Origin of the sequence: Paenibacillus sp. S-38, assembly GCF_049942825.1 — a bacterium.
GTDB lineage: Bacteria > Bacillota > Bacilli > Paenibacillales > NBRC-103111 > Paenibacillus_G.
In genome coordinates, this window is record NZ_CP187970.1 from 6,098,665 (window position 1) to 6,113,263 (window position 14,599).

General features: G+C 56.5%; 9 protein-coding genes. 3 read left to right on the forward strand and 6 right to left on the reverse strand.

Going from position 1 to position 14,599, the window contains the following annotated elements; genetic code table 11:
- The first annotated feature begins 974 nt into the window (after positions 1–974).
- Positions 975–1,895 (forward strand): ArsR/SmtB family transcription factor, encoded by a 921-nt coding sequence (locus ACP26L_RS26950; protein ID WP_426448017.1) that lies wholly within the window; start codon positions 975–977, stop codon positions 1,893–1,895.
- Positions 1,896–3,063: 1,168 nt separating this feature from the next.
- Here the strand turns inward: ACP26L_RS26950 and ACP26L_RS26955 are convergent.
- The 5 genes from ACP26L_RS26955 to ACP26L_RS26975 form a co-directional block, all read right to left on the reverse strand.
- A complete protein-coding gene (locus tag ACP26L_RS26955) occupies positions 3,064–4,101 on the reverse strand; it encodes a glycoside hydrolase family 43 protein (protein WP_426455105.1) in 1,038 nt (345 codons plus the stop codon).
- A 224-nt stretch (positions 4,102–4,325) separates the two neighbouring features.
- The gene (locus ACP26L_RS26960) at positions 4,326–5,171 is read right to left on the reverse strand and encodes a carbohydrate ABC transporter permease (protein WP_426448019.1); all 846 of its coding nucleotides are present in this window, start codon (positions 5,169–5,171) and stop codon (positions 4,326–4,328) included.
- Between the two features lie 4 nt (positions 5,172–5,175).
- A complete protein-coding gene (locus ACP26L_RS26965; RefSeq protein ID WP_426448021.1) occupies positions 5,176–6,105 on the reverse strand; it encodes a carbohydrate ABC transporter permease in 930 nt (309 codons plus the stop codon).
- Positions 6,106–6,187: 82 nt separating this feature from the next.
- The gene (locus tag ACP26L_RS26970) at positions 6,188–7,507 is read right to left on the reverse strand and encodes an ABC transporter substrate-binding protein (protein ID WP_426448023.1); all 1,320 of its coding nucleotides are present in this window, start codon (positions 7,505–7,507) and stop codon (positions 6,188–6,190) included.
- 227 nt (positions 7,508–7,734) lie between these two features.
- Complete coding sequence (locus ACP26L_RS26975; RefSeq protein ID WP_426448025.1) at positions 7,735–8,703, reverse strand: glycoside hydrolase family 43 protein; 969 nt, start codon at positions 8,701–8,703, stop codon at positions 7,735–7,737.
- Between the two features lie 286 nt (positions 8,704–8,989).
- On the opposite strand from ACP26L_RS26975, the gene ACP26L_RS26980 reads away from it, so the two are divergent.
- The gene (locus ACP26L_RS26980; protein WP_426448027.1) at positions 8,990–9,910 is read left to right on the forward strand and encodes an ArsR/SmtB family transcription factor; all 921 of its coding nucleotides are present in this window, start codon (positions 8,990–8,992) and stop codon (positions 9,908–9,910) included.
- A gap of 644 nt (positions 9,911–10,554) precedes the next feature.
- Here ACP26L_RS26980 and ACP26L_RS26985 read toward each other — a convergent pair.
- The gene (locus tag ACP26L_RS26985) at positions 10,555–12,960 is read right to left on the reverse strand and encodes a glycoside hydrolase family 95 protein (protein WP_426448029.1); all 2,406 of its coding nucleotides are present in this window, start codon (positions 12,958–12,960) and stop codon (positions 10,555–10,557) included.
- A 290-nt stretch (positions 12,961–13,250) separates the two neighbouring features.
- Here ACP26L_RS26985 and ACP26L_RS26990 point away from each other — a divergent pair, with 290 nt between their 5' ends.
- Positions 13,251–14,093, forward strand: coding sequence for a sugar phosphate isomerase/epimerase family protein (locus ACP26L_RS26990; protein ID WP_426448030.1), 843 nt, complete (start codon positions 13,251–13,253; stop codon positions 14,091–14,093).
- Positions 14,094–14,599: the final 506 nt, after the last annotated feature.

Sequence of the window (14,599 nt, forward strand, 5' to 3'; positions counted from 1 at the left end):
CCCCGCTCCCCTTCGCTTGAGCGTCCGATCCCACATCGCCCGCCTGCCTCTCGCCACTTTCACCTCACTCTCGCATTTCCAGCCTCGCTCAGCCCTTCTGTCGTTTTCCTCCCTTTCAAGCTGAGCCTCAACCCTCGAGGATTCTCTACCTCACTGATGGCCCCCTCTCATTCCGTAACCGCTTCCCTCCGCTTGAGCCTCCGATCCCGCCGCGCCTGCCTCTCGCCACCTTTCGCCTCACTCTCGCATTTCCAGCCACGCTTAGCCCTTCTCTCGTTTTCTCCCTTTCAGGCTGAGCCTCATCCCTCAGGTTCCTCTTCCCTACTGACGGCCTCCGCTCATTCCGTAACCCGCTTCTCTCCGCTTGAGCCTCTGATCCCACCGCGCCTGCCTCTCGCCACTTATCGCTCAACTCTCACATTTCCAGCCTCGCTCAGCCCTTCTCTCGTTTTCCTTACCTCCAGACTGAGCCTCACCCCTCGGGTTCCTCTACCTCACCGGTGGCCCCCGTTGACCCCGTCCCCCGCTTCCCTCTGCTTGAGCCTCCAATCTCACCGCGTCTGCCTCTCGCCACCTTCGCCTCACTCTCGCATTTTAGCCCCGATCAGCCTCTCCCTCATCTTCCCCCTCCATTCCCCGATTGGTGTTTGCTTGCTCGCCGACACTTTTCACTTTCCCCCCTATTCTCCCGCCCGAAGTTTTCCTCTTCTCACGCAAGGCCTTCGCAGCATATACCTCAGACCGTCCCTGGGCAGCCCCCTGTTTTATTTTATGAATTTATAGCGCCAACTGTAAGCTTCATCCAGTCTGTTCTCTATCTCTTTTTTCCTCCCCCCCTGCCAAAAGCCTGACGATATAACGGTTTCATAATCCGCCCCGCAAAACAGCAAAAAATCCTTGTTTCTTTTTCTGCGTAAATTAATTATAATTAATTTAAAATAAAATAGGTAAAGTAAAGAAGGGATCTTACGCAGATGCTCTACATCAAAGATCTAAAGACAGGCCTAAACATATTCAAGGCCCTGGGGTCGGATATCCGGATCGAAATTCTCGAACTTCTTGCGAAAAATCAGAGCCTCAATCTCAATGAAATCGCTACCCGGCTGAAGCTCACGAACGGCGCCATCACGATGCACATTAAGAAACTCGAAGAAAGCGGGCTGATCGAGATCGGTACGGCCGTCGGCAAGCACGGCGTCCAGAAGATCTGCTACCTAACCGAAGAGAAGCTCATCGTCGATCTTCGCAGCAAGGAAACCGATAACCTCTATGAGGTGGATATCAAAGTCGGACATTACAGCAACTATCAGGCGGTGCCAACCTGCGGACTGGCGACCAAGGACAGCATCATCGGCGACTTTGACGAGCCCCGCTATTTTGCCGACCCGCAGCGGATCGATTCGGAGATCATTTGGCTCTCCGAGGGCTTCCTGGAATACCGCATTCCGAATTACCTGAAGCCGAACCAGGCCTTCGCCGAAATCCAGCTGTCGATGGAGCTGAGCTCCGAGGCGCCGGGATACAACAACAACTATCCGTCGGACATTTATTTTTATCTTAATGATATTGAGCTCGGGAGCTGGACCAGCCCCGGCGACTTCGGCGATGTGCGCGGCACCTTCAACCCCGACTGGTGGCCGCCCCACCTGAATCAATACGGGATGCTGAAGCTCATCCGCATCAACGAAGAAGGCAGCTACATTGACGGCTGCCGCATCTCCGACGTGAAGCTGTCCGACATCAACCTCGATTACAAGAGCGATCTTAACTTCCGCATCGAAGTCGGGGAGAAGTCGAAGAACAAGCGCGGCATGACCATCTACGGCAAAAACTTCGGCAACTACAACCAGGACCTTCTGGTCCGGGTCATGTACACCGAACGGGACATCGACTAGGCTTATTATTCCGGAGGCTCTCCCTCCCTCTGAGCTGCTGCGCTTAATTCCGCAGCAAAATACAGCCTTTTCATATAAGGCGTGTCGAGGCCTTACTAACGGTCTCGCGTCCATCTGTACAACGGGCCCCTGCATATTCCAAGCAGGGGGCCGTTTTTTTTGGGGTGCTGCCCTCCCTCCCAGCTTCTGAATTACGTGATACCTTCAGCCGTTAAGAGACAGGCCGTCTGAATATCGGCCCATCTTCCAGCTTCAATGGGGAGATCTCTGCGCCTCGCGGACCTTCAGTTATGAGTAAAAGTCCGTCCCTGTATCAGCCCATTCCGCTTCTATGAAGCGGCCCGCTGCATTACGTGCCTCCACTAGCTTCTTTCTAGAGTCAAGCGGCAATACATCAGACCTCCTCTATTAAAATCCCTATGCACACCTGCCACCTCCGTTTTCCATGAGAACAAGCCGACTGTACGAACAGTCCTGCCTTCCTTCAGCCACGGATCCAAGCATCCGCGCTGCCATCCGTAAGTCCGTCCCTCAAATAAAGGAACTCAGATTCGTTAATTCCCATTTTAAGGAGCCTCCGTCGAAGATAGCGGAACTGAGGTTCACTATTTCAGCGTTTCGTAGTACATAGTCAGGTGAATGGCACAATAAGATACCTGAGTTCCTCTATTTCTCGGGAAATGATGGGAAATGACCTAATAAGGCATCTCAGTTCCTTTATTTTATTTTCGGCTCGTCAACAGTGATAAAACGGCCTACAGGGTCTCTAGTGGAAAGCGACCGGCTAAGCGTTGCTTCCACCGACTTTCCCATCGCAAGGCATACGCGCACTATAGCAGCTGCTTCTGCATCCTGCCGCCTACTTCATCTTGAGGATCCCCTATGCCCTCCGTATGATTCCCTCCGCACGAACGAAAGGGGCTGTCCCAAAAGGCAATTAATGATTTTTGATCCCCCACTTTGAATAGGAATTCAGCGATAAAAAATGACCTCATCCTCCACTTAACAATGGATTTTGAGGTCATTTTGGGGTTGTTCACATCTACTGGAAATACTTTTGGGACAGCCCCTCTTTGAGGGACCATGGCAAGCGCCAGGGTAAGCGCTGCTCACGGCGTCCTTCCCTTCGCCGGCATACGCCTCTCTCCATTCGGCGGCGTCCCCCTCCTTACTTTCCTTGCTTCGTATCCGGCAGCGGCACCCCGAAGTTCGGCGTCCCGTCCGCATTCCACGTGACATACTTCGCGCGGGCATGCCGGTTCGGATCATAGAGCGGATCGCCTGTGATCTCCTTGTAGCTGCGCGCATGGTACACCATAATATCCCGCTTCCCGTCCGGCGAGACGGTGAAGGAGTTGTGCCCCGGGCCGTACTGCCCGTTCTCCTCGCTGGTGGCGAAGACCGGCTTCTCCGATTTGGTCCATGATTTCGGATCAAGGAGATCCGCTGATTCGGACGCAGTCAGCAGCCCCATCGCATAGTTGGCATCCGTGGCGCTGGCCGAATACGTCATGAACAGGCGCCCGTCATGCTTGATCACCGCCGCACCCTCGTTCACCCAGAAGCCGATCTGCTCCCAGTCGAACTCCGGCTGCGAGATCAGGACCTGCCGGCCGCCGAGCGTCCATGGATTACTCATCGGAGCAATATACAGATTGCTGTTCCCATAAATCGCAGGGTCCTTCTGGGCCCAGACCAGATAACGGGTGCCCTTGTGCTCGAAGGTCGTCGCATCCAGTGCGAACGACTCCCAGTCCGTCTTCAGCTGCCCCTTCTCGGTCCAGGTTCCCTCGAGCGGATTGGCCGAATCGTTCTCGAGTACATAGATGCGGTGGTCAAAAGGCGCATTCGTACGCCCTGCCGCAAAGTAGATATACCATTTGCCATCGATATGATGAATCTCCGGCGCCCAGATATGCTTGCTCATCGGCCCGCTCTCATGCTTCTGCCAGACCGTGACCGTCTCCGCCTTCGCCAGCTCGCCCAGCGTCTTGGCCCGCCTCACCTCGATGCGGTCATACTCCGGCACCGAAGCCGTGAAGTAATAGTAACCGTCCGTGTGGCGCATCACGAAGGGATCGGCCCGCTGTTCCACGAGCGGGTTGTTCCACTCGATGGTCTCCTCCTTGGGGGAGGAGGCTTCCCCTGCCTTATCCGGCGTCTTGCTCGCAGGACTGCAGCCTGCCGCCAGTACGGCCAGTCCCATCAGCAGGACTAGCCCTCTTCTTTTCCACATTCCCGGCATTCTCGTGCTCACTCCTTCTCTATTCGGCCAGAAGAAAAACCCCGGATCGGGGTCCTCTCCAAGAAGTACATCCGTAGTTGATATGAAGCTTTTAATATCTTAAAAGAAAACCGGCACAGAGAGGCGAACCATCCGCCGTTCCCTATACCGGTTGTCGTGTAACGCTTGTGTCTTCCCCAGGTGAATTATCCCTTCACTCCGCCTACGGTCAGGCCGGAGACGAAGAAGCGCTGGAAGAAGATAAACAGAATCAGAATCGGCAGAATGGCCAGTACGGAGCCTGCGATCAGGATATCGTAGTTGTTCCCGTAAGGGGTAAGCAGCGTCGCGAGCCCGATCGGCAGGGTGAACTTCTCATTGGATTTGAGCACGATAAGCGGCCACAGGAAGTTGTTCCAGGCGCCCATTCCCTGCAGGATCGCCATCGCCCCGAAGGCTGGAGCCATGAGCGGGGCCATCAGCCGGAAGAAGATGCCGTACTCGGAGCAGCCGTCAATCCGGCCTGCATCGAGGAAGTCCTTCGGCAGCCCTTCCGCATACTGGCGGAAGAAGAAGATCGGCAGCGGAGCCACCACGAACGGAAGGATAACCCCCCAGATGCTGTCCATCATCTTCAGTCCGATGATCAGCTTGTAGAGCGGAAGCAGGATGATCTCGACCGGCACCATCATCACGATGAGAACCAGAACGAAGACCAGGTTCCGGCCTTTAAAATCGTACACTGCGAGCCCGTAGCCTACCATCGAGGAGAACAGCAGGCAGAGCAGGGTCGCCAGAACCGTAATGATCAGCGAGTTCTTATACCATCCGAAGTAGTTGCTCGCATCGCCGGAGAAGATGAACGCATAGTTTTTCAGGCTCATGAGCTCCGTATCGAACCGGAGGTTCAGACCGTAGCGGAGCAGCTCCTGCGAAGGCTTGAACGAAGCCAGGAAGAGCGCATAGATCGGAAACAGGGTGAAGGCAGCGATGGCGACGAACAACAGGAGAAGAAGGACCGATTGAGCGGACCAGGATTTAGGCTGAGGCACGTGATTAGTCCTCCTTCCGGAATTGTCCGGTAATTTTGAGCTGAACCAGGTTGATGAACATCGTGATGCCGAGCAGGGTCAGACCGATCGCGGAGCCGAGACCGAGGTTGTTCTTCTCAAGACCCTGCTGATAAATGTAACCGACGATCGTAAGGCCCATATCCTTCGGCGAGCGGTTACCGTTATAGAGCATGTAGCTCTCGGTGAACATCGCGAAACCGGCATAGATGGAGATCGTAAGTACGTAGATCGTCACCGGCTTGAGCAGCGGAAGCGTGATCTTCACGAATTTATCCCAGGTGTTCGCACCGTCGATATCCGCGGATTCATAGAGCTCCGTCGGGATGCTCTGCAGACCGGAGAGGAAATATATGATATTGACGCCAAGCCACCGCCATGTTGCCAGCAGGACGAGCACGAGCATGGCTGTCGAGGACTGTCCAAGCCATTTTTGCGGTTCGATTCCAAGGAATCCGATGAACGTATTCGCAAGTGCGCTGTCGAGCTCACTGAAGACCAGCTTGAAGACCGTACCGGCCACAACGACCGAAGTAAGTGCAGGAACGAAAAGGGTGGAACGGAAGAAATTCTTGGCTTTCATAAACGAAGAATTAAGGAAAACAGCGAGGACAAGCGGCAGCGGAATCAGTACAAGCAGCGTAAGCACCGTGTACTTCGCACTGTTCAGGATCGCCTTGTAGAACGTAGGGTTAAGCAGCTTCGTGTAGTTGTCGAAGCCGATGAATCTGGTCTGGCCCGGCAGCACTTCCTGGAAGCTCATCAGGACGGTTGAAGCAACCGGATACGCGAAAAACAAAATGAACGTGATGAGAAAGGGCGCCACAAACACGTAGGGAGCTAGTCGCTGGTTGTAGGCCAGGCTGCCTCTCCGCTTCTTCTCTACGGTTTGAATAGCTGCAGTATGGTTCTCCACGGCACGGTTCCTCCAATTGTCGGTTGTAGATGACCGGCTGGCCCCCATAATTCCGGAGCCGGAGCCGGTCACGTCTAACCCATTATTTTCTCAGCTGATCAGCGGATTCCTTCAGTACTTTCGCCGGATCTTCCATATCGTTCAGCGCTTTGAAGAGTGTCGTTTTCTTGAGTTCATCGTTCACTTCAGGCATTTTCTCATTGACGTTAATCGGTCCGATCTCGTCCTTGATCTCGGTCATGACGTCAAAGATGTCCTTGCCGAAGTACTGCGTGAACTTGTTGTCTTCCTTGAGCTCAGGAGCCGTCCATACTTCCGTACGGATCGGGTCGAAGCCAAGCTGCTTCCAGATCTGGATGTTCGCTTCCTTGGAGAGCTTAGCGAAAGCGAGGAATTCAGCCGCCAGTTCCTTGTTCTTGGACTGCGCCGTTACCGCCGTACCCGTACCGCCCATACCTACGGAGCGGTTGCCGCCCTTGGTCCAAGCCGGCATCGGCTTGATGACCATCTTGCCCTTCAGGTCAGGCATGTAGTCCGTGAAGCGTCCCATGTACCACATCGGCATCGCGATGGAAGCTGCACCCGCTTTGTTCATGAAGCCGTAGTACTCTTCCGCGTGGTGGAAGCCGCCCGGTGCGACGATGGCGATCTTCTCTTTGACGAGCTTCTGCATGTACGTCAGGACCGCGATGTTCTTCTCGTTGTCGAGTGTGACCTTGCCGTCTTTATCCGTGATGTCGGAGCCCTGCTGCGCGATCATCGGCCAGAAGGAGAACGGATCCGTCGCTTCAAAGGTGATCATCGGCTTGCCTGTGGCGGCGACAACCTTCTTGCCCGCTTCGTAGAATTCATCCCAAGTGGTGATGCTGTCCGGGTTAACGCCGGCTTTATCGAGCATTTCTTTATTATAGTAGATAACGGAAGCGCCAACATGATAGTCGATACCGTAGTACTTGCCGCCTTTGGAGTAGATATCCACACGCGATTTGACGATATTCTTCAGCTCCGGCTCCACTACGCTGTTCAGCTCGGCGAGCTGCGGCGTGCCCTTCAGGTAGTTCGGGAACTTACTGATCTCGATGTCGGAGATATCCGGAGCGCCTGTACCGGACTGAAGCGCTACCAGAAGCTTGTTGTGCATGTCGTCGAACGGCAGCGTGCTCGCTTCGAGCTGGATCGCTTTGTCCGGGTGCGCCTTGTTCCACGCTTCAGCCATGCTCACGAAGTACTTCTGGTGCAGCTCGTTGAAGGTCCAGAACTGAAGCTTCGTTTTGCCGCCGGCTGCAGCGCCGCCTCCTGCATTGGCGTCAGGCTTCGCCGTTTCGCCGCCAGAAGAACAAGCCGTTGCCAGAGAGCTGAGGAGCAGTGTCGTTGCGAGCATAAGGCCGTGTGCTTTTTTCATGTGTAAATACCCCCGTGTCTGTTTTGTTAACGCATTCTTTTCTAAATATGGTTTATTTATTTAATCTAAAAGAAGGAATAGCTATTTGTTTTAGTTTCTGTTAAAACACAATAGCTATTTTCTTCCTTTATTTTAAACCGACATAAAACAACTGTCAATCACTTTTTTGAATACGCTTTCTTGATCATGCTTCTTTATATTTTGCTGAATTAATCCACGTTAATATACTACTCTTCCTTCGTATCCGGCAGCGGCACCCCAAAGCTCGGTGTTCCGTCGGCGTTCCACTCCAGCACCTGAACGCGGGTATGGCGGTTCGGATCGTACAGCGGATCTCCGACGATCTCCTTGTAGCTGCGCGCATGGAAGACGAGCAGATCGGTTACGCCGTCCTCAGCGACCGTGAAGGAGTTATGGCCCGGGCCGTACTGCCCGTTCTCCTCGGAGGTCACGAATACCGGTACAGGAGACTTCGTCCACGAAGCCGGATCGAGCAGGTCTGCCGTTTCCGAAGCGCTGAGCAGACCCATGCAGTAGTGATGGTCGGTCGCACTGGCGGAGTAGCTGATGAAAATTTTGCCGTTCTTCTTGATCACGGCAGCGCCTTCATTCACGAGAAAACCGATCACTTCCCAGTCGTACTCCGGCTTGGTGAGCATCACCTGCGGACCGATGATCGTCCACGGATTGCTCATGGCGGCGATATACAGATTGGAGTTGCCCGGGATTTCCGGGTCGCGCTGTGCCCAAACCAGGTACTGCGTGCCGTTGTGCTCGAACGAAGTCGCATCGAGGGAGAACGATTCCCAGTCGGTCTTGAGCTGGCCCTTCTCGATCCACTCGCCCTCGAGCGGATTCTCAGCGTCGCACTCCAGGACGAACATCCGGTGGTCGAACAGACCTTCCACGGTCTCCGTTGTCTTGGCTGCTGCGAAATAGATGTACCATTTGCCCTGCACGTAGTGAATCTCCGGAGCCCAGATGTTCGCGCTCATCGGACCGGTATCGTATTTTCTCCACACTACGGCAGGTTCGGCGGAAGCGAGCCCTTCGATCGTCTCGGATCTTCTGATCTCAAGACGGTCATACTCCGGAACGGAAGCCGTAAAGTAGTAGAAGCCGTCCGTATGCTTATAAATCCACGGATCCGCACGCTGCTCGATCAAGGGATTGCGGAGCTTGTAAGAAGTAATCATATAAGGGCTTTCCTTTCCGAATAAAATGTTTTAATATTATCTAAAACAGTGCCTACTCCGGATTATACTGGAAATTATATTTTAAATCAATATAAAATATTTTAAATTATTTTGTAAATCTTCCCCCATCTTGACTCTCCCTGTTCTTATAGTCCCTTTCAGCCTTCGAAACCTCGAGTTTCAGCGTTCATCCTTCTTTTCCCTTTACATCCATATAAAATTAAAATACACTTACTTAAAGAAATACCGCATTCTGCCCAAGCCACGGGCCAAAGGAGTTCAGGCCATGCTCTATATCAAAGATTTGCGTTCCGGTCTGCCGATCTTCAAGGCGCTGGGCTCGGACATCCGGCTTGCGATATTGGACCTGCTTGCCCAGAATCAGAGCCTGAATCTGAACGATCTTGCGAAAGCGCTTCAATTAACGAACGGCGCGATCACCATGCATATCAAGAAGCTGGAGGAGAGCGGACTTATCGAGGTGACCACCGCCGTAGGCCGCCACGGCATCCAGAAGCTCTGCTACCTCAGCGAAGAGAAGCTGATGGTCGACCTGCGGAGCAAGGAGCTTGAGAACCTGTATGAGGTCGAGATCAAGGTGGGCCACTACAGCGATTATCAGGCCGTTCCCACCTGCGGGCTCGCCACCAAGGACAGCATTGTCGGAGATTTTGACGATCCCCGTTATTTTGCGGATCCCGGGCGGATCGATGCCCAGATGGTGTGGCTGTCCGAGGGATTCCTGGAATACCGGATCCCCAATTATATCAAGGCCCACCAAACCTTCAAGGAAATCCAATTCTCCATGGAGCTCAGCTCGGAAGCCCCCGGCTTCAACAATCACTATCCTTCGGATATCTTCTTCTATCTCAACGGCTACGAGATCGGAAGCTGGACCTGCCCGGGAGACTTCGGCGATACCAGGGGCAAATACAATCCGGACTGGTGGCCGCCCCATGTGAACCAGTACGGCATGCTGAAGCTCATCCGCATCACGGAGGATGGAAGCTATATCGACGGCTGCCGCATCTCCGATGTATCCTTGCCGCAGATCGGCCTTAATGACAAGAGCGACCTGCAGTTCCGCATCGAGGTCGGAGAGAAGTCGAGGAACCGCAAGGGGCTTACCCTCTACGGCAGGCATTTCGGCAATTACAACCAGGATCTTCTGGTTCGTGTGCTGTATTCCGAGCCGTTTGCATCCTAATGATAAGGAACGCTTGCTGAACGGCCGCTGGTGCGAACCGCGGCCTCTTCGGCCTGTCCGGCGCATACACCACCTAACAGAACTGGGCGATCCAGCCGTGATTCCGCATCCGCCTATTCCGACAGACGGCAGCGGAAGGTACGCCTACTTCGTCGATCCGTCCCCTTCAGCAGGGCCCCCGAATAGGTCAGCGGAATTGACCATGCGGATGCCAAACAGGCAGGGAATGAAATTCCCTGCCTGCCGTCTTCCCACGCCAAGTGAGCCGGGCCGTCTGCCGGCTTACCGTTCAGAAGATCAAGGAGCGGAATCGTGATGTATCCTCTGCACTCGCGGTTATCTAGTCAAAAAGTACAAGAACCCGGCGTACGCTTACTTCCTCTCCGGATGCCGGCCGCTGCTCCCCAAAATCCATTCAAACGATTATAAATCAGTTTAATCTAAGTATATGGAAATCCCGAAATATGTCAATAAATTTTTGAATACGCTATCATATTCCGATGTAAAAAGGGTTTATTTGGCGAATAATGTCGAGCGTTCGTTGAAAAAGTTAAGCCATCGGGGTCGTCGAAGGCCCAAAAGGACACAAAACAAACACCCCGGTTCCCCATCATGAAGGGACCGGAGTGCGTGGAAGCTGTTCGTTAGACGGCCGATCCGGCGGCCGCAGGACGAAGCACGTAGGTGCGTCCCGCCTCCGTATGGAAGCCCACTGTGCCGTCGTCCCCCGCTTCCGCCGGCTGGGGCTCATCATTGCCGGCCAGCAGCAGGAAGCTGCCGTTCGCGTGCAGCCGGCAGCGCCCCCCTGCCAGCGAACGGATCCGGGCCTCGGCCAGCCGGCCCCCCCGCCAGCTCAGGCCGATCTCGAAGCCCCCGCGAGCGCGGAGGCCGTCGACCTCGCCGTCCGGCCAAGCGTCCGGAAGCGCCGGGAGCAGCCGGATGACGCCGGTGTGCGACTGTACCAGCATCTCGGCGACGCCGGCGGTGTAGCCGAAGTTGCCGTCGATCTGGAACGGCGGATGGGCGTCGAACAAGTTCGGATAGACGCCTCCCTGCTGGCCCCGCTGCCCCTGCGCTTCGTACTCCGAGGTCAGGCTAAGCAGGTTGCCGATGAGCCGGTACGCTCGGTTGCCGTCGCCGAAGCGGGCCCACAGGCAGATTTTCCAGGCGAGGCTCCAGCCGGTTCCTGCGTCCCCGCGGCGTTCCAGCGACTGCCGGGCAGCCCGGAACAGATCAGGTTCATCCTGCTCCGTAAGCTGACGGCCCGGGTACACTCCATAGAGATGTGACACATGCCGGTGGTGCATGTCTTCGTCCCCGAAGTCCCGCTTCCACTCCTGCAGCTGGCCGTACTGTCCGATCTGCAGCGGCTGCAGGCGGGCCAGCACCTCTTGAAGTCCAACGCTGAACTCCCTATCGGTGCCAAGCGTCCGTGCCGCCTCGATGCAGTTCGTGAACAAGTCGCAGATCAGCGCCAGATCCATCGTCGCAGCGGCCGTCACCGCGGCAAGCTCCCCCTCTTCCGTGACGAACCGGTGCTCCGGCGAAGTCGACGGAGCCGTCACCAGGAAGCCGTCGGCATCCTCCACGAGCCAGTCGAGGCAGAAGAGCGCCGCCTCTTTCATTACGGGATAAGCCTCACTCCGCAGATAAGCTTCCTCCCGGTTGAAGGCATAACGCTCCCACAGGTGCGTGCTCAGCCAGGCGCCCGCCATCGGCCAGTACGCCCAGACCGGGTCTCCATGGCCGTAAGCTCCCACCGGCGCGCTCTGCGCCCAAATATCGGAGTTATGGTGGGCGGTCCACCCCCGGAGGCCGTAATTGACGGATACCGTCTTGGCCCCGTTGACGGCCAGGCGCCCGATGAAGCCGAGCAGCGGCTCATGGCACTCGGACAGATTGCAGGTCTCGGCCGGCCAGTAGTTCATCTGGGCGTTGATGTTCAGCGTGTAGTTGCTGCTCCACGGCGGCCGGACCTCCTTGTTCCAGATGCCCTGCAGGTTCGCCGGCTGGGTGCCTTCGCGTGAGGAAGAGATGAGCAGATAACGTCCGTAGTGAAACAGCAGCTCCGCAAGCCCGGGATCCCCTGCGCCGTACTCGGCGATCCGGCGGTTGGTCGGCATCCCTTCGGGCGCGCGCGAGGCGCCAAGCCTCAGGGTGACCCTGCCGAACAGGGCGCGGTAATCGTCCTGGTGCCGCTGCAGCAGCTCTTCGTAGGTATACCCGGAAGCGGCATGGAGCCAGCCCGCAGCGGCCAGGGATTCGTCTCTCCCATGACCGTCCGGCTGCTTGTCATAGCCGTTGAAGCTTGTCGCGGCGGTGAGCAGCAGGATGACCTCCGTCGCCCGCTCCACGTGCAGTGCGCCGCCGTCCGCCTGAAGCTCCGCACCGTCCGCCTGAACCCGCAGCCTCGCTTCAAAGCGCATGCCTCCCCCGGCATCCCCATCCGCATACTGTACAGGCTCGTCCGTCCGATAGTAATTGGGATCGACGTGTGACGGAGCCCGGCCTCGGAGCACAAGATCTTCCCCGTCCGCCAAGGTCCGGTGCTTCAGCGGGCTGTCCAGCTTCGCCGTGAAGCTCAGCGCTCCCGGACGGTCTGCCGCAAGCCGCATGACCAGGGCCTGATCCGGATGGGACACGAAGAGTTCGCGGGTATACGTTACCGCCCCGATCCGGTAGCTCGTCCGGAGGATGCTCCCTTCGACATCGAGATAGCGCTCATACTCGCCTGCATGGTCCCCGTGGTGGAAGCGCAGGCTGAGGTCCCCGAGCGGCAGATAGGACTGGGTGTAAGGGCCCAGCATCTCCTTGCACAGCCGATCGGCCTCGCGGTATCGGCCCTCCAGGGCGAGACGCCGGACCTCCGGCAGCACCTCCCTCGCCCGCGGGTTGTTGTGATCTGCGGGCGCACCGGACCACAGCGTGTCCTCGTTGAGCTGCAGGAGCTCGTGCTCCACCCCGCCGAACACCATGGCGCCCAGCCTTCCGTTGCCTGCCGGAAGCGCTTCCGTCCAGACTCGGGCCGGCTTGTCATACGTGAGCTTCATCGTGAATCCTCCCCTCCCGGCTTCACCGGGCTCTGTGATCTCTTCATCGTAACACAGGCAGATGCCTCCCGGGCCAGTAGCAGAACGCATCATTTTTCATGTCAAAATCCGCTATTTCCGGGCGGAGGGGCGAAGGACCCGGTGTCCCAACCAGGCTGTCTTCCATTCTATGCACAGGTGTGCAAAAGCGCCCGAATCCGATATAATATAATCGTTATATAAACGCTTCAATCCCGCAATCCTACTTCAAAGCCATTCTATTCAGCACTCGGAAGGGGTATCGTATTCGTATGAGCAAACCCGGTATTCTCGCACACAATTTCGGCCGCCTGCCGCTCGAGGAGCTGGCTGACCGCGTGGCCGGCGCAGGCCTTGCCAGCGTCCAGCTTGCGCTCGCCAAAGCCTTGTCCGACGTCGACAGCGCTACGGGCAAGCTGAGCCCAGGTCTTGCCAACCATGTCGGCGAAGCCTTCGCAAAGCGCGGGGTGCGGATCGCCAGCCTCGGCTGCTACATCAACCCGGTGCATCCGGACCCCGAGCTGCGCAAACAGGAGCTGCGCCGCTTCAAGGAGCACCTGCGGTTCTGCCGTGACTTCGGCGCAAGCGTCGTCGCCACGGAAACGGGCAAGCTCGACACCTTCAAGGCGGACGAACCGGACCGCTATGAGGAGAAGGCCTTCGAGACGCTCCGCAGCTCCGTGCTGGAGCTCGCCGAAGAAGCTGACAAGTGGGGCGTCACCGTCGGCATTGAGCCGGCCTACACCCTCGTCATCCACTCGACGGAAGGCATGCTCCGCCTGCTCGAGGAAGTGCCTACCTCCACGCTCGGCGTCGTGCTTGATCCGTGCAATCTGCTGAACGCCTCCCTCATCGACCGCCAGCATGAGATCATCTCGGCGGCATTCGACGCGCTGGCCGACCGCACGGTGCTTTTCCATGCCAAGGACATCCGCAAGACCGCTTCCGGCGGGACCGAATACACGCCGCTCGGTACGGGCGAGCTCGACTACCCGCACTTCCTCCGCCTGGTGAAGGAGCGCAAGCCGCACTGCCACATCACGATGGAGGGCCTCGAGCCGGACCAGATCGCCCCTTCGCTGGACTTTTTCCGCAAGGCGTGGAACGAGGTGTAAGAAGCCAGCATGAAAAAAAGACCGTCCGGGAACTGTGCCGGGCGGTCTTTTGGCGTGGGAGGGCGCACTCTTGGACCCACTCCCCCATCAATGCACACGCCCGCCAGCCCGCGCGCGAAGCGCTGGGAGCCGGTCAAGCGGCACAGTTCCGCTTGAAAGCCAAATAGAGGAACTACGATGCGCTATTTGCTCATTTTCACACGGGTGACAGGAAATAACGGAACTACGATTCGCTATGCGACCGTATTCCCCCTCCTGCCCTGAATTTGCGGCAAATAAGTAACTGTAGTTCCTCTATTTTAATTTTCGCCCCTTAAATGGAGCAAATAAGATACCTGAGTTCCGCTATCTGCCGAGCCCTCTCCACTCCCCATTCCCCCGCAGGGGGCATGCAGAAAATCAGCCAAACTGCTGCCTGTCAAGGCGGGTCGGATCGGATGAGACGGCGAGCATATAGTACCATCCTTAGATTCACGGGACAGTCCATCCCTGGTCCGCGGTGCAGG

Excerpts from the sequence above, each read along its gene's own strand:
- ACP26L_RS26985 (WP_426448029.1), bottom strand. The coding sequence starts at position 12,960 with ATGAAGCTCACGTATGACAAGCCGGCCCGAGTCTGGACGGAAGCGCTT.
- ACP26L_RS26955 (WP_426455105.1), bottom strand. The coding sequence starts at position 4,101 with ATGGGACTGGCCGTACTGGCGGCAGGCTGCAGTCCTGCGAGCAAGACG.
- ACP26L_RS26975 (WP_426448025.1), bottom strand. The coding sequence starts at position 8,703 with ATGATTACTTCTTACAAGCTCCGCAATCCCTTGATCGAGCAGCGTGCG.
- ACP26L_RS26950 (WP_426448017.1), top strand. The coding sequence starts at position 975 with ATGCTCTACATCAAAGATCTAAAGACAGGCCTAAACATATTCAAGGCC.
- ACP26L_RS26990 (WP_426448030.1), top strand. The coding sequence starts at position 13,251 with ATGAGCAAACCCGGTATTCTCGCACACAATTTCGGCCGCCTGCCGCTC.
- ACP26L_RS26980 (WP_426448027.1), top strand. The coding sequence starts at position 8,990 with ATGCTCTATATCAAAGATTTGCGTTCCGGTCTGCCGATCTTCAAGGCG.
- ACP26L_RS26970 (WP_426448023.1), bottom strand. The coding sequence starts at position 7,507 with ATGAAAAAAGCACACGGCCTTATGCTCGCAACGACACTGCTCCTCAGC.